10 protein-coding genes are annotated in these 15,672 nt (G+C 45.2%); 9 read left to right on the top strand and 1 reads right to left on the bottom strand.

The window, feature by feature from the left end; all coding sequences use genetic code 11:
* Positions 1–22: 22 nt before the first annotated feature.
* The 4 genes from QUB11_RS06600 to moeB all read left to right on the top strand — a co-directional run bounded on the left by QUB11_RS06600 (position 23) and on the right by moeB (position 2,910).
* Positions 23–250, top strand: a complete 228-nt coding sequence (locus tag QUB11_RS06600) for a ferredoxin family protein (protein ID WP_333054336.1) — start codon at positions 23–25, stop codon at positions 248–250.
* 181 nt (positions 251–431) lie between these two features.
* Positions 432–1,040 (top strand): Uma2 family endonuclease, encoded by a 609-nt coding sequence (locus QUB11_RS06595; RefSeq protein ID WP_333390082.1) that lies wholly within the window; start codon positions 432–434, stop codon positions 1,038–1,040.
* 138 nt (positions 1,041–1,178) lie between these two features.
* Positions 1,179–1,658, top strand: coding sequence for a M67 family metallopeptidase (locus QUB11_RS06590; RefSeq protein WP_333390081.1), 480 nt, complete (start codon positions 1,179–1,181; stop codon positions 1,656–1,658).
* 79 nt (positions 1,659–1,737) lie between these two features.
* Entirely contained in the window at positions 1,738–2,910 is a 1,173-nt protein-coding gene (gene moeB / locus QUB11_RS06585) for a molybdopterin-synthase adenylyltransferase MoeB (RefSeq protein ID WP_333201715.1), read from the top strand.
* Positions 2,911–3,606: 696 nt separating this feature from the next.
* On the opposite strand, the gene alaS is transcribed toward moeB, so the two are convergent.
* Entirely contained in the window at positions 3,607–6,258 is a 2,652-nt protein-coding gene (gene alaS, locus QUB11_RS06580; RefSeq protein ID WP_333201713.1) for an alanine--tRNA ligase, read from the bottom strand.
* A gap of 1,120 nt (positions 6,259–7,378) precedes the next feature.
* Here alaS and QUB11_RS06575 point away from each other — a divergent pair.
* The 5 genes from QUB11_RS06575 to QUB11_RS06555 are packed head-to-tail and all read left to right on the top strand — an operon-like array spanning position 7,379 to position 15,629.
* Complete coding sequence (locus QUB11_RS06575; protein ID WP_333201711.1) at positions 7,379–7,987, top strand: hypothetical protein; 609 nt, start codon at positions 7,379–7,381, stop codon at positions 7,985–7,987.
* Between the two features lie 6 nt (positions 7,988–7,993).
* Positions 7,994–10,693, top strand: coding sequence for an OmpA family protein (locus tag QUB11_RS06570; protein ID WP_333201709.1), 2,700 nt, complete (start codon positions 7,994–7,996; stop codon positions 10,691–10,693).
* Positions 10,694–10,695: 2 nt separating this feature from the next.
* A complete protein-coding gene (locus QUB11_RS06565; protein ID WP_333201707.1) occupies positions 10,696–11,232 on the top strand; it encodes a Rab family GTPase in 537 nt (178 codons plus the stop codon).
* Entirely contained in the window at positions 11,229–12,785 is a 1,557-nt protein-coding gene (locus QUB11_RS06560; RefSeq protein ID WP_333201705.1) for a PAS domain-containing sensor histidine kinase, read from the top strand. The genes QUB11_RS06565 and QUB11_RS06560 overlap by 4 nt, the downstream gene beginning before the upstream one ends.
* Before the next feature lie 57 nt (positions 12,786–12,842).
* Positions 12,843–15,629 (top strand): adenylate/guanylate cyclase domain-containing protein, encoded by a 2,787-nt coding sequence (locus QUB11_RS06555; protein ID WP_333390079.1) that lies wholly within the window; start codon positions 12,843–12,845, stop codon positions 15,627–15,629.
* Positions 15,630–15,672: the final 43 nt, after the last annotated feature.

Raw genomic sequence — 15,672 nt, 5'->3', positions numbered from 1 at the left:
TAAAATCTTTTGAGAGAACACTATGGCACACACTATTGTTACGAATATTTGCGAGGGAATTGCTGATTGCGTCGGCGCTTGTCCGGTTGCTTGTATTCACCCAGGCCCCGGCAAAAATGTCAAGGGTACTGATTGGTTTTGGATTGATTTTGATACCTGTATTGACTGCGGTATTTGTTTGCAGGTGTGTCCTGTCGAAGGTGCGATCGTTCCAGATGAGCGACCTGAATTGCAGCAAACTCCGACTTGATTGAATTAACTCTTTTTCCCCTTCTCTTCTCTTCCTTTGTGTCATAAGCGTCTTCGCGGTTCGTTAAATTTATATAGGAACTTTTTTTACGAACCGCAGAGGCCGCAGAGGACACAGAGAAGAAGTTGAGAAAGAACGAAAAAATCTAACGTTGAGATATCTTAAGTGCAGGTAATTAATTATGCTACTTTTAGATCCAAAAACTCTCGCTCCAGCCACTGAACAGCGCGTCATTCTATATGATGTGACTTGGGAACAATACGAGCAGCTTTCTGATATGTTTGTCGATGAATTCCCCAGGATGACTTACTTGGGAGGAACGTTAGAAATTATTATGACGACTTCGCCAGAACATGAAAGGCTTAAAACAATTATTGCCCGGTTGATAGAAACCTATGCGGTTGAAAGGCTAATTAATCTCAACGGTTACGGTAGTGCTACATTTCGCCGCGAAGCTGTGAGACGGGGTGCCCAAGCCGATGAGTGTTACTGCTTGGGTGCACTTGCAGAAATCCCTGATATTGCGATCGAAATTGCTCTAAGTAGCGGTGGAGTTGACAAACTAGAAGTGTATCGCGGTTTGCAAGTTCCTGAAGTTTGGTTTTGGGCTAACGATCAATTTTCTATTTACCACTTGCGGGAGTCTGGTTATGAGTTAATTTCGAGCAGTGAATTTTTGCCTGAGTTAGACTTTTCTGTATTGAGTCAATATGTAGGATATGTTAACCAAACAGAAGCTGTTATTGCTTATAGAACTGTTTTGCAAACAGTTACAGGAACCTCAAATTAATAGACATTTCCAGAAAAGCCAGTATTGAACAGGCAAGATGCCTGTTCCAGAATTTAAAAAAAGCCCGTGAAGCGTAGCTATCCCGCTCTTAATCGCACTTTACAATAAAATCTACAATAAAATCTACAATAAAATCCTATGCAGCCGATCGCACTTTCCGACTCTCAAATTTTATCCATGCGAACCCACGCCGAAAGCGCTTATCCTGACGAATGCTGCGGTTTGTTGCTCGGTCGAGTTACTGGCGATGTTAAAACTTTAGTAGAAGTTTGGCCGACTCAAAATGCTTGGAGTGCACAGGCGCAGGAGAATTGGCCTGAAGAAAAGGGCTTGACAGAAAGACGCAGGTATGCTATTAAGCCCGAAGATATGTTGCGGGCGATGAAACATGGGCGCGATCGCACTCTGGATATTATCGGTATATATCATTCTCACACGGATTGTCCCGCAGTGCCCTCAGAGTGCGATCGGACATTGGCCTGGGCCGAATACTCTTATATCATTGTGTCCGTCCGACAAGGCTGTTGGGAAGACATCCGCAGTTGGAGTCTTGACGGAGAGGGGAACTTTCAAGCAGAGGAAATTCTCGCACAGGAACCGACTGAGATTAAGAAATAATTAGTAAAAATAACAAACAGGTAAAAATGCGAAAGATTCAGATAGGATGTAATTCAAAATCTGCGCTACACACAATATCATGCTAAATCCTAATCTGGAGGAGATCCAGCTCAACAAACAAGAATACGAACGCTACTCTCGCCACCTGATCCTGCCAGAAGTTGGATTGGATGGGCAGAAGCGTCTCAAAGCTGCCAGCGTGCTCTGCATCGGTACGGGAGGCCTCGGTTCGCCGCTGCTGCTGTATTTAGCAGCCGCCGGTGTTGGCCGCATTGGGATTGTAGACTTTGATGTTGTAGACCATTCTAATTTGCAGCGGCAAGTAATTCACGGCACTTCTTGGGTTGGGAAACCGAAGATTGAGTCGGCTAAAAATCGGATTTTAGAAATTAATCCTTTTTGTCAAGTTGATTTGTACGAAACTCGCGTTAGTTCCGAAAATGCGATCGACATTGCGACTCCTTACGATATCATTATCGACGGTACGGACAATTTCCCGACTCGCTATTTGATGAACGACGTTTGCGTGCTTTTAAACAAGCCCAACGTCTACGGTTCCATCTTCCGATTTGAAGGGCAAGCAACAGTTTTTAACTACGAAGGCGGCCCGAATTACCGCGATTTGTACCCAGAACCCCCGCCTCCTGGGATGGTTCCTTCTTGTGCAGAAGGCGGTGTTTTAGGCGTTTTGTGCGGAGTTGTCGGGTCTATCCAAGCAACGGAAGCTATCAAGATTATCTTGGGTCAAGGCACTACTTTGAGCGGCAGATTGTTGCTTTACAATGCCTTAGATATGACGTTCCGGCAATTGAAACTGCGGCCTAATCCAGTGCGTCCGGTAATTGAAAAGTTAATCGATTACGAACAATTCTGCGGCATTCCTCAAGCTAAAGCGCAGGAAGCAAGTCAGCAAACGCAAATTCCTGAGATGACTGTCAAAGAACTTAAGGAGTTAATCGACAGCGGTGCGAAGGATTTTGTATTGTTAGATGTTCGCAATCCCAATGAGTATCAAATTTGTCAAATTCCTGGGTCGGTTTTGGTTCCTTTGCCGGATATCGAACAGGGCGCAGGTGTCGCCAAGGTCAAGGAATTGTTGAACGGCCACCGCTTGATTGCCCACTGCAAAATGGGCGGGCGTTCTGCGAAGGCTTTGGGGATTTTGAAGGAAGCTGGAATTGAGGGGATTAATGTTAAGGGAGGAATTACTGCTTGGAGTGAAGAAGTAGACCCGTCTGTACCTCAATATTAAGCCTAATCTTTTTCTGGGGCGGGCAAATCGCCCGCCCGGAACCGGGATTATGGCGGCGGCAACTGTATTCTCACCCCGTTCTCCTTTGATTCTATCTTTGTAAGCATTTGCCAAATTATTTTGAGTCATCGCCCATTGTTGCGGGAAAGCAGGGCGGGTGTAAACTTCACTAGCTGCTTGATAAAATGCGATCGCCCTTTCGATGCACTACCCATGTTTGGGATATTGTACATTTTTTGTGGGGAAAAACCCGAGTTTTTTGTACAATACTTTTACCCAGATTTTGTAGGGGCGGGTTCCACCAACAATATCTAACAAATACTAACAATCTAGATAAACCCGCCCCCCACCACCGATAACCCAAATCAACCTGGAATTTGCATCGCATCGGAAAAGGTAGGTTGGTATTTTTCGTTGGGTGGGGGCGGGTTTTCGAGATTGTCGATTATTGGCAATTATGGTTGGTGAACCCGCCCCTACGAGCACCATGTACATTGTGATTTATGGTTGGGTGGGGGCGGGTTTTCGAGATTGTCGATTATTGGCAATTATGGTTGGTGAACCCGCCCCTACGAGCACCATGTACATTGTGATTTATGGTTGGGTGGGGGCGGGTTTTCGAGATTGTCGATTATTGGCAATTATGGTTGGTGAACCCGCCCCTACAGTTTCCCCGAAATTACCTGATCCGACTAATTAACCCAACCCTTCAAGCAACAGATTGCGAGCACTTTCCAACGCTTCCTGCAACTTACTTGCATCGCGTCCTCCAGCTTGCGCCAAATTCGGCCGCCCGCCGCCTTTTCCGCCGCAAATTTGAGCAATTCCCCCGATAAACTTGCCAGCTTGCAATCCTTTCTTATTGACTTCTGGACTAAAAGCTGCCACCAAACTTACCTTATCCGGTTCAGGAATTGATGCCAAAACAACCGCAGCATTTCCTAACTTTTGCTGCAATCTTTCCGCCGCAGTTTTCAGCGCTTCTGTATCCACATCACCCAATTGAGCTACAATGATTTTGAATTCGCCAATCGCCTCAGCCGCACTCAGCAACTGGTCGGATTTCGCGATCGCCAATTCCGACTTCACAGCAGCCAAATGTTTCTGAGTATCCTTCAACTCATTCTGCAAATTAGTAATCCGGTTCGGCAATTCTTCAGGCTTCGCCTTAAATCGATCGCCCAAATCGCGCACCACCTTATCCCGCACATTCAAATAGTCCAAAACAGCTTGACCGGAAACCGCTTCAATCCTGCGAGTTCCCGCCGCTACACCCGCCTCGGAAACAATCTTAAACAGCCCGATTTCAGCCGTATTGCTGACGTGAGTCCCGCCGCACAATTCCATCGAAACGCCGGGAAAATCGATAACCCGCACCACGTCGCCGTACTTCTCGCCAAACATCGCAGTCGCGCCTTTTTCCCTCGCAAGGGCGATCGGCATTTCTGCAACGACTGCAGCGTGCGCCTCAGCAATCCAACTATTAACTAAATCCTCAATTTTCTGCAACTCTTCTGCTGTGACAGCGCGCGGAGAATTGAAATCAAACCGCAATCTCTCAGACGATACCAGCGAACCAGCTTGCGAAATCGAATCGTCCACAATTTTCCGCAAAGCTGATTGTAATAAGTGAGTTGCTGTGTGGTTAGCCTGAACTCGACGGCGACCGCTATTGTCAATCTTCGCAGTAATACTATCGCCAACTTTCAGCGTTCCCCGTTCCACAAAGCCGAAATGCACGAAGAAATCCGATTCCTTCTTCACATCATCAACTCTTACTAACAAACCATCACCATTATCTCCCGTTTTCAAATAACCTTTATCCCCAATTTGTCCGCCGGATTCTGCATAAAACGGCGTTTGGTTCAAAACAACTTGTACCTCGGTACCGGCGGCTGCTTCCTCCACAGATTTGCCGTCAACTAAGATAACTTCCACCTCAGCTAAACTCGACAATTCAGCATAACCAACAAACTCAGTTCCCTGGATTGTTTCAGCCAACTTATCCAAAGAACCCTGCACGGTTAAATCAATTGTTTGATGAGCATCTTTACCGCGAGTTCGCTGTTTGTCCATCTCTGCTTTAAAGCCATCTACATCCACAGTAATTCCCTCTTCCTCAGCAATTTCTTGAGTCAGTTCTAAGGGGAAACCGTAGGTATCGTAAAGAATGAAAGCATCTTTACCGCTGATTTGTTGGTTGGTTTGCTGTTTTGTGCGATCGACAATTTCCTCCAGCAGCTTCTCTCCGCGTTCCAAAGTCTTGAGAAACTGCGCTTCTTCCCTTGCCAATTCCGCCTTAATTTGATCTTCCCGCTGCCGCACGTTCGGATAAGCAGCTTCCGAAAGGGCGATCGCACTTTCAGCCACCCGCACCGTAAATTCGCCCTGAATTCCAATCAGTCGCCCGTGGCGCACCACCCGGCGAATCAACCGGCGCAAAATGTAACCCCGACCCACATTCGACGCGCGAATTTCGTCCGCAATCATGTGCACCACAGCCCGAATGTGATCGCCAATTACTTTCAGCGAAACCTTGACTTTTTCATCGCTATTGTGGTAATCAATCCCGGCAATTTCCGCCGCCGATTGAATGATCGGAAAAATCAAATCTGTTTCGTAATTATTGGGGACTTTCTGGAGGATTTGCGCCATCCGTTCCAGTCCCATGCCAGTATCAATATTTTGATTTTGCAGCGGTGTTAAATTGCCCTCTGCATCTTTATTGTACTGCATGAAAACCAGGTTGTAGAATTCGATAAACCTGCTATCATCTTCGAGGTCAATATTGTCGCCTCTTTCCGGGTGAAAATCATAGTAAATCTCCGAACACGGGCCGCAGGGGCCAGTCGGGCCGGATTGCCAGAAATTGTCATCTTCTCCCATGCGCTGAATGCGATCGCCCGGAATGCCAATTTCATCGCGCCAAATCGCAAAAGCTTCGTCATCTTCTCGGAAAACGCTAACAACCAAATTCGACGCTGGTAAACCGAAAACTTCCGTGGAAAGTTCCCACGCCCAGGCGATCGCCTGTTTCTTGAAATAATCCCCGAAACTGAAATTACCCAACATCTCAAAAAACGTGTGGTGGCGGGCGGTGCGGCCGACGTTTTCGATGTCGTTGGTGCGGATGCACTTTTGAGAAGTTGTGGCGCGCGGTGATTCGGCGGTGCGCTGTCCGAGAAATATCGGCTTGAATTGTAGCATTCCGGCGATCGTCAGCAACACCGTCGGATCTTCGGGAACCAAAGAAGCACTCGGCAATATCTTATGTCCCCGCTGGGCATAAAAGTCGAGGAATGTTTGGCGGATTTGGCTGCCACTGAGAAACTTAGGAGAAATAGTCATGACAAGAACTGTTAAGTATGTAAAGATGTAGCAACAATAGAATTTATAGGACTTTTGCACGGGTGTCCAGAAACCGGGTTTTTCAACCAAAATACTTGCTTAAAATCCTCAATCTCGGTGAAAAAACCCGGTTTCTTTGTGGGCGAGTGCGTGAGTGCTAACTTACATCTATTTGGATATTCATATCATTATACTTAGTAATGTAAAGACCTATCAAGTTTTGCAAATTGTGCTTTACTCCTCGGAAAGCTCATGCTAACTTAATAATAGACACCGGGACAGAAAGAGAAAGGAGGTCGCTATATTTAGAAAGAAAGTTCGAGGATATAGGCATGGTGTCTCCGGTCTAGATTCCGAGGCGCAGCAGAAATTAACCGAACACAACTTGGAATAGTGGCGAACTGCCGATCGAGCAGTCAAGCCAAACCGCAGTCAAGTAAGACTTAGTTGTCGTTGCGGATTAAAAGTAAAGCTGCACAAGTTGTAAACCCTAGTAAGTAACAGTTCTCCACCGGAAACACATCTCGTTTGTTAGAAAAAACAAAGTTCTCATATTATTGGGTCTGGTCGCTGTCGATCGGGCCCTATGAATTTTTATAGGGCCTCGCAGGATTCGAGGATTCAAGGGGGAGAGAGGGACCGAGTTCGACTGTATAAGTGCTTTCTGGTCAAAGGCAACATCCCTCGGAGCCGATCGGCGAGCGACCAAGCTTTCGAGTTATATCTTATATATAATTGAACGTGGAGCAAGCCCACCCGCTTTTTGCCGGGACTCCAGCGCTGTGGTATGAGGCACTGTCAAGATGGGATATCATTGAGGATGTCAGCAAGACATTAAAACCTACCCCGCTGTGCTGTATAGCAGCAAAATCTACCCTTCTATGAGCTTGCTGCCAGCCAAGGATAGCCAACCGCCATTTTTGGTGACAAGACCAGGCTCAAAAATTTGAATCTCAGGATATTTAGAGTCAACACTCTAAAAAATCCCATCCCCGACGCAGGGGTGAGAGTTCAAAAAATAACAGCCCGCCCCGTCAAAAAAGCTAGTGCCACCAACAACGCTAGTAAATCACTAGCACAGTTCTTAAACTCACAATTTCCGGAGATTCCAGGTGCAAGTATGGCCGAAATAACTAAAGAAGAAATGCGCGAACGGCTGGGAAATATTGACCAGATCCGGGATATAATTTTCGGAGCGCAGCTTAGAGAATACGATAATCGCTTCGATAAAATAGATTCCGACTTGTCCATGATGCAGCAAGATATGCAAACTCGCATCGAACAAGTAAAAACAGTTCTTTCAGGAGAAATGAGGGCGGCTGTTGATTCGTTAGAAAAGAAAGTTAAATCGCTCACCTCAAACACCCAAGAAGAAAGCGCCGATATCCGGCAGCAAGTCGATCGCATTAACCGCAAATTCTCCAGCAGCATGGAAGCCCTCGACGAGGCGATAGACAATCAAACCAGTTCGCTTCGCGACGAACTCTCCCAAACCAGAGAGCGACTATCTGAAGAAACCCGCACTTTGAAAACACAGGTTTTTGAAGAGCTCGATCGTCGCTTTTCCATGCTCAGAGATGTTAAAGTTTCCAGAGACGACATGGCAGAAATTCTGTTTGAACTCGGCATGAGGCTCAAAGGAACAGAATTTGTGCCCGAACTTAAAGGCGTTGCGGATAATAAGTTAAATAACGAATTTCTGTTGCCGGAGCGCCACCATCACGGATAATAACGCATGGCTTTACCGAAAGAAAATCCGGCTGACGACAATGAGTTAGAGGGTTTTGTTTCTCAACCTGACGAGTCTGCTGCGGATGCAGCAACCCAGCTAGAACCCTTGTTGAATCTGTTAGTAGATCTCAAAATTTTTGCGGGTTCAAACCAGCAAAATGCAGAGCCCGAAGATGACAGCAGCGGGGAAAATAATCAAGCTGGGGCCCTCGGCGGGTTGATGGATTTGTTAGGTATTTCTGAGCAAGCGCCAGAGGAAGTTGCAGCGAGTGTACCCGAAACAGGATCTCGCCAACCGGAGTCTGGGGATTCCCCGCCTGTTGCAGACGAGTTCAAAAGTTTGCTATTCGCTACTCACAAACTCAACACTTCAGAACTGGAAAAAGACTATTCCTCAGCTAAAACTATAGATGTTTCCGCGATCGCCCAGCCGGATATCGAGGAGGAATCACAGCCTGTCGAAGAATTGTCTAACTTGACAATGAAAGATTCTCTACAGTACGTACAGGCTCAAAAATCCCACGGGTTCGATCGGCATTTACAGGATGTTTCCGCTCCCGAAACCGAGTCAAAACCCTCGGTAATTCCCCATAACCCCATAATTTCCACAGTCTCAGAGCCACCAGAAACTGCATATTTAGATCCGGTGGTTGCTTCGACTCTAGAAATCCCTCACTTACTAGAACAGCCTGCTGAAATATTAGGCCAAATTAAACAGGATTTAAATGAAGCCGACAGCGCGATGGAAAGGCTGCAAAATCTGATGTTCGGCTCAAAAATGTCGGATATAGAGCAAGTCAAAAATCTTCTGGCAGAAAACGACTTGCCGGGGGTGCGCCACCTGATGGGAACAATCAACGATAAATTAGGAAAATTGGAGCACCAAATCTACGATCCCCAAGAGTTGATTGAGTTGATGTTGCCTTGGATCGCAGAAATTCTCAGTCGCAAAGTGGCCGATTCCAGAGAAGAAGTTGTTAAGGCGATCGTTCCCATTATTGACGAAGTGATTAGGGCAAAAACTCAGGAAAACAAGTCGGCAATGAGTGCGGCAATAGCTGAGCTGCTTCCCGACGCACTTGCTCAACAAATAGTGAATTCGCCAGCGGATATTGCTAACGCGATCGCCCCAGAAATTGGTCTGGCAATTAAAGAGCAAATTCGCCTTGACCAAGAGTCGATCGCTCAAGCCCTCGCCCCCGAAATGGGCAAAGCGATTACAGCCCAAATAAGACTCGAACGCGACTCTATGGTGGATGCGCTCTATCCCGTAATTGGCAGTACAATTTCCCGATACATGGCAGAAGCTATCAAGACAATCAATGAAAAAGTGTCAAATGCCCTCAGCGTCGAAGGAGTTCAGCGCAAAATTCGCTCCAAAGTACAAGGTGTCTCCGAAGCTGAATTAATCCTCAAAGAATCAATACCCTTTACCGTCCAAGCAGCATTCTTAATTCATAAAGCATCAGGCTTGGTTATTTCCGAAGTTCAAAACTCCGAAAGCTACCAGTTAGAATCAGAAATGGTAGCAGGAATGCTGACAGCTATTCGCAGCTTTGTTAACGAGTGCATCGTGCAGCCGGGAGAAATTTCCGAACTCAATCAAATTGAATACGGCGACTCAAAAATTATGCTAGAAGTAGCGGGATATTGCTACATGGCCGTCGTGATAAAAGGAGAACCGCCACAGTCGTTCATCAACAAACTGCGGCAAACAGTTAGTAATCTCATCCTTAATTATGCTAAAGTAATTCACGAGTTTAATGGCGACCCCGGTACTATACCGGAGTCGCTGCACCCGTGCATAAAAAGTTTATTCGACCCGCTGCAAAAGGAAAAATCAACAAAACCCCCGATCGCCCTTGCGGCTATCAGTTTAGCCGCCCTAAGCTTAATCTTAGTACCTTGGGGGATTTATCAGTATCGCAGCAACATTTACCGTCGCCTCGAAGCAAATGCCATCGCAGCTTTAGCCTCGACTCCCCAATTAGCAGTTTACCGCTTAGATGTTACAGTTGATGGCAAAACTTTAAAGCTAACCGGAAAGTTGCCAAATCAAGAATTACGGGTACAAGCCGAAAAAATAGCCGCATCAACTGCACCGAAATTGCAATTAGATAATAGAATTCTAGCTGTAGATGTCCCCCCAGATCCAGTTTTGACGGCGGCCGAGGTACAGCGGATTACCGCTGTTTTGAATCAGAAAGAGGGCCTTTCTATTTCTACGCGGTATGGCGATCGTAAAGTTACAGTAGAGGGAACCGTTAGAGACGGTGCAGACGGACAGAAAATAGCTCAGTCCCTGAAGCAAATTCCCGGTGTTCAATCGGTGATTAGCACAATTAAATTAGATCCGCTGAAAATTACAAGCCGCATTTACTTCCAGCAAGGAACGGCAAAATTAGACCCTACATACGGAGAAATCATCGCCAGTGTCAAAAATTTCATGGATCAATATCCTCAAAAACAGATTAAGATAATTGGACACAGCGATCGAACTGGGGAAATTGCTACAAATCAACAGTTGTCGCTGAGGCGTGCCGCAGCAGTGCGAGATGCTTTAGTGCGGCAGGGTGCTGACCCAAAGCGCCTCCAAACGGTTGGCATCCCCCATCCTCCTGGCGACGTGGAACCCAATCAACCACGACTTTTAAGCAGATGCGTGCTATTTGAACCAATAACTAAGACAATAAACAGTAAATAATTATGTCAGTTACTATATCTAAAAAAATGTGCATGATTGGGGATTTCGGCGTGGGTAAAACTAGCCTAATCCGCCGTTTTGTCGATCGGCAATTCAGCGACCAATACCTCTCCACAGTAGGAGTAAAAATTTCCAGCAAAATCGTAGAATTAGAAGGGGTAAAACAGCAGGAAAATGTGACTGCAAAGTTGCTGATTTGGGACTTAGAAGGGCATACAAAATTCAAAGGAATAGCACCGACTTACTTGCAGGGAGCTAGCGGCGTTTTAATCGTTGCCGATGTCAGCCGCTCCGAAACAGTTGAGCGAATATCCGAACACATTCAGCTTTTTTCTGCAGTCAATCCTAAAGGGTCAATTATCGTCGCTTTGAACAAAGTAGACTTGATTGACGAGGAAAAATTGGCGCTGCTAGTGGAAATATCCCATTCGATAGGTCAAGACAAAGTAATAGGAGTTTACACAACATCTGCTAAAACAGGCAAAGACGTTGACGAAATTTTCTACAAACTAGCTTACACAATGGTAGAACAAGTATGAACCCCCTGTTAAGAAAGCTGTTAGGGCCACGACAAACACAGTATTTTCTAGTAAATCACCATTTTATCATTCAGGCAACCTCCGCCGAAGTGCAGCATTATGCTGATATTCCGGGCGACGCGATACCAGGTGCAGATGCTCGCCTGAGTTTTCCCGAACTGATTGGCATTGAAAATATCCTCATGTCTATCATTATGGGACGGCTCCCTGGTTTTGAAGTCAAAGGTATCGCTCGGTTTGCCGACCAGAACCGCCCTTTATACTTTGATATGTTGGCTATCAAATATGAAGAAGAACAAGAATATGTGCCAAGTAAATTGCTAATTTTGATAGAAGATACCACCGAAAAGATGGTAATGAAGCAATCGTTGATTCAGAGGGCGAATGAAGCTAATCTTTTGGTTAGTGCCTTAGCGGCTTCTAAAGATTATATAGATAAAGTTATTCGTTCGATGGGCGATGCTTTGTTGGTCACAACAACATTAGGAACTATCAAAACAATCAATCAATCAGCCCAATGGTTATTTGGGTATAGCGAAGCAGAATTTATCGGCAAACCCCTGTCTTTAATAGTAGTAGAAGAAACATTAATTTACCAAGCTCGCCACCGCTATATTTTGTCTCAGAAAGAGCTGCGTAGAGAACTAGAAATAGTCTGCACTACTAAAGCAGGAGAAGAAATTTGGGTAGAATTTTCCTGTTCGGCAATTCAGACAGAATTAGAGGGACTTTACGATTTAATTTATATAGGCAGGGACATCACAGAACGCAAACAACAAGAAATAGAAATTCGCCGCTCTTTGGCAAAAGAGCAAGAACTCAGACAGGTAAAATCTCGTTTTTTCTCGATGATTGCTCACGAATTTGGCAATCCTTTAAATACAATATTATTTGCTACTAAAATCCTCCAAGACTACGGCGACGAAATCACCCACGAGGAAAAACAAGAATACCTCGCACACGTTAAATCCGCATCTAAACACATGGCTCAGCTATTAGATGACGTGCGGTTGCTCAGCAGCGCCGAAGCAGGAAAACTCGAATTCTATCCCGCACCAGTTGACTTAAAACAATTTTGCAGCGAGTTAGTAGAATCAATTACAATTAGTTATGGAAAAAATCATACAATTAACTTTATTTATCAAGAATTAGTTACGCCAGCGAAAAAAGATGATAGCGACTCGCAGGAAACGCAACAGTTGCCCGCACTAGATCCAAAATTGCTGCGGCACATATTGACAAATTTGCTGTCAAATGCTGTCAAATATTCGCCCCTCGACAGCCATATTTATTTGGAATTAAATTGTCAGAATAATGAAGAAGCTATATTTAAAATTAAAGATGCAGGCATTGGCATTCCTCTCGAAGACCAGGAACAACTCTTTGAATCTTATTATCGAGCGAAAAATGTCGGAAAAATACCCGGTACAGGACTGGGTTTATCCATAGTCAAGCAGTGTGTAGATTTGCACGGAGGTCAAATCGAATTTTCCAGCGAGATCGGGTTAGGCACTACCTTTATAGTCAGAATTCCCTTTGAGAAACAGAGATAAATAGATGGATTTTCGATTATTCGATACACAGGGCGCATTCACTACTAAGAATCTCACATGAAAACCTTGTTTAAAAAACTGTTAGTTCCCCACCACTTGGAGTACCTAGCACTGGATAAAGATTTTTTAATCCAAGAGAAGTCTCTCAAAGTGGAGCGGTTCGGCGACTTTCCCGATGAAGTAGTCGCCGGCAACGATGTCCGCATTCCCTTCCCCGAATTGGTGGGAACTGAAGAAATTTTAATCGATATTTTTGAAAGACGTTTGCCAAATTTTGAATTAAAAGCGATCACGCGGGTATTAGAAAATGGCTCGCGGCTTTATTTTGATATGTATATCGTGCAGTTCACCAATGACGAGAATTATCAGAGATTAATTATATTTTTTCAAGACGTAAGCGACAGGATGGCTTTAGAACAAACTCTAGTCCAAGCTACCAATGAAATGGATATTTTATTGAGTACCTTAGCCGATACTAATAATTATGTTGAAAAAATTATTACTTCAATGGCAGAAGTTTTGTTGGTAACAACAGCCTCGGGAAAAATAAAAAAACTCAATCAAGCTGCTCAAGATTTGTTCGGTTACAGGGAATCAGAATTAGTAGGCCAGCAAATAGAAGTTCTTGCTGCTTTTGGCTCCTCTTTGCAAGCAGTCAGCCAAGATGAGCCTCAACAATCGCAAACTAATGCCGAAGTAATTTGCACGGCAAAAAGCGGAGAAAAGCTCACAGTTTCGTTTTCCTGTACGGCGATTCCGACGGACATTAAAGGCATTTCTGGATCTTCGCCCGCCGTTCAAGATTTCGTGTACATCGGCCGCGATGTCACAGATAGACAGCGCGCCCGCAAGCGAAAAACAGCTCAGTACGTCACCACTCGCATCCTGTCGGCATCCGAAACAATCAAAAAAGCTATAGCAGCAATTCTCCCCGTAATTTGCGACAGCTTGGGATGGGATACCGCCGAACTTTGGATGCCTGAAGCTGGGGAAAAACTGTTGTCAGAAACTAAGAGAATAACTGCGGTTTCCGACCCCAATTTGCTTCGGTGCGTCGCCAGTTGGACAAAACGCTCAGTTTCTATCCCCAAATTTGCCGAATTCACCGAACAAATGACTTGTGCGTTTGGCGAAGGATTACCGGGTTTCGTTTGGGCTAGCGGTTCATCTCAGTGGATTGCCGATGTCACAAAAAGCGACAGTTGTATGCGCCGAGAAATAGCCGCAGAAGAAGGATTACACGGAGCTTTTGGTTTCCCAATTTTGGGCGACTACGAGGCGGAAACTTCTGCAAGAGCTGTGTTGGGGGTGATGACTTTTTTCAGCCGTGAAGTGCAGTGTTTTGATGAAGAATTGCTCCAGACAATGGCGACAATCGGCAGCCAAATCGGTCAATTTATCAAGCGCAAGCAAGCGGAAATAGCTTTGCGGGAAAGCGAAGAACAACTGCGAGACTTATTTGAAAATGCTACTGACTTAATTCAAAGTATAGGAGCGGACGGTCATTTTTTGTATGTAAATCGGGCTTGGCAGCAAACTCTGGGCTACACCGAAGCAGAAATTGCTCAAATGACTGTTTTTGATATTATTCATCCCAACAGTTCCCAAGAGTCTCTGGATATATTATATCAAGCTTTTACCCAAAAAACTGTAAATGAAAATACCTTGTATCCAGAATCGATTGAAGTAATATTTATCACTAAATATCACGAACAAATTTTGTTGGAAGGCAGCCTAAGCTGTAAGTTTGCGGATGGTTCGCTAGTAGCGATTCGCGCTATTTTGCGAGACATTACTGCTCGAAAAATGACAGAAGACGCCCTGGCAAAATCTGTGTCCCTGCTGCAAGCAACTTTTGATTCTACTGCTGATGGTATTTTAGCTACTGACAGGAGCGGAAAAATAGTCACTTTCAATCGAGAATTTGTGGAAATGTGGGGCATACCTAACGAAGTGATGGCACTGCGAGATAACGCGGCAACGATCGCCTTTGTCCTGAACCAGCTCAAAGACCCCCAAGCATTTCAAGAGAGAATAGAGTCGCTTGACGAGCAGCCCGAAGCCGAAAGTTACGATTTGTTGGAATTTCAAGACGGCAGATTTTTTGAACGCTATTCGGAACCGCAGCGGCTGGGAGATAAAATTATCGGCCGAGTCTGGAGTTACCACGACATTACGGAACGCAAGCAAGCAGAAGATGCCCTGCGGGAAGAACAAGAAAAATCAGAAAAGCTGCTGTTAAATATCTTGCCCAAGGCAATAGCAGAACGCCTCAAGCAAAACGAAACTACTATTGCCGAATACTTTCCAGAAGTGACTGTTTTGTTCGCTGACATTGTGGGGTTTACTGCTTTGTCTGCCGTCATGAATCCGATCGAGCTTGTGGAGCTCCTCAATAAGATTTTTTCAGGATTCGACCTTTTGTGCGAACAGCACGGCCTAGAGAAAATCAAGACCATCGGCGACGCATACATGGCGGTGGGAGGGCTCCCTGAACCCAGGGCAGACCACGCAGACGCGATCGCCCAAATGGCCCTTGATATGCAAGCAGAAATAGCCCGATTTAATGCTAGCCATAATAAATATTTTAGCATCCGCATCGGCATTCACAGCGGCCCGGTTGTTGCCGGAGTAATTGGCATCAAAAAGTTTATTTACGATTTGTGGGGCGACACAGTAAATATTGCTTCCCGCATGGAATCTCACGGTTTGCCTTGGCGGATTCAAGTCAGCGAAACTACTTATAAGTTATTAGAACACAAATATGTATTTCAGGAGCGGGGAACTATTGAAGTTAAGGGCAAAGGGGCAATGAAAACTTATCTGCTCATTGGCCGAATATAAGGCAGGTCATCAGTCATCAGTCATCTGGCTGATGACTACAAGT

Source organism: Microcoleus sp. B6-A1, assembly GCF_036705085.1.
Classification (GTDB): Bacteria; Cyanobacteriota; Cyanobacteriia; order Cyanobacteriales; family Microcoleaceae; genus Microcoleus.
This window is presented reverse-complemented; position numbering and strand designations above follow the sequence as displayed.

Excerpts from the sequence above, each read along its gene's own strand:
- QUB11_RS06600 (WP_333054336.1), top strand. The coding sequence starts at position 23 with ATGGCACACACTATTGTTACGAATATTTGCGAGGGAATTGCTGATTGC.
- QUB11_RS06595 (WP_333390082.1), top strand. The coding sequence starts at position 432 with ATGCTACTTTTAGATCCAAAAACTCTCGCTCCAGCCACTGAACAGCGC.
- QUB11_RS06590 (WP_333390081.1), top strand. The coding sequence starts at position 1,179 with ATGCAGCCGATCGCACTTTCCGACTCTCAAATTTTATCCATGCGAACC.
- moeB (WP_333201715.1), top strand. The coding sequence starts at position 1,738 with ATGCTAAATCCTAATCTGGAGGAGATCCAGCTCAACAAACAAGAATAC.
- alaS (WP_333201713.1), bottom strand. The coding sequence starts at position 6,258 with ATGACTATTTCTCCTAAGTTTCTCAGTGGCAGCCAAATCCGCCAAACA.
- QUB11_RS06575 (WP_333201711.1), top strand. The coding sequence starts at position 7,379 with ATGGCCGAAATAACTAAAGAAGAAATGCGCGAACGGCTGGGAAATATT.
- QUB11_RS06570 (WP_333201709.1), top strand. The coding sequence starts at position 7,994 with ATGGCTTTACCGAAAGAAAATCCGGCTGACGACAATGAGTTAGAGGGT.
- QUB11_RS06565 (WP_333201707.1), top strand. The coding sequence starts at position 10,696 with ATGTCAGTTACTATATCTAAAAAAATGTGCATGATTGGGGATTTCGGC.
- QUB11_RS06560 (WP_333201705.1), top strand. The coding sequence starts at position 11,229 with ATGAACCCCCTGTTAAGAAAGCTGTTAGGGCCACGACAAACACAGTAT.
- QUB11_RS06555 (WP_333390079.1), top strand. The coding sequence starts at position 12,843 with ATGAAAACCTTGTTTAAAAAACTGTTAGTTCCCCACCACTTGGAGTAC.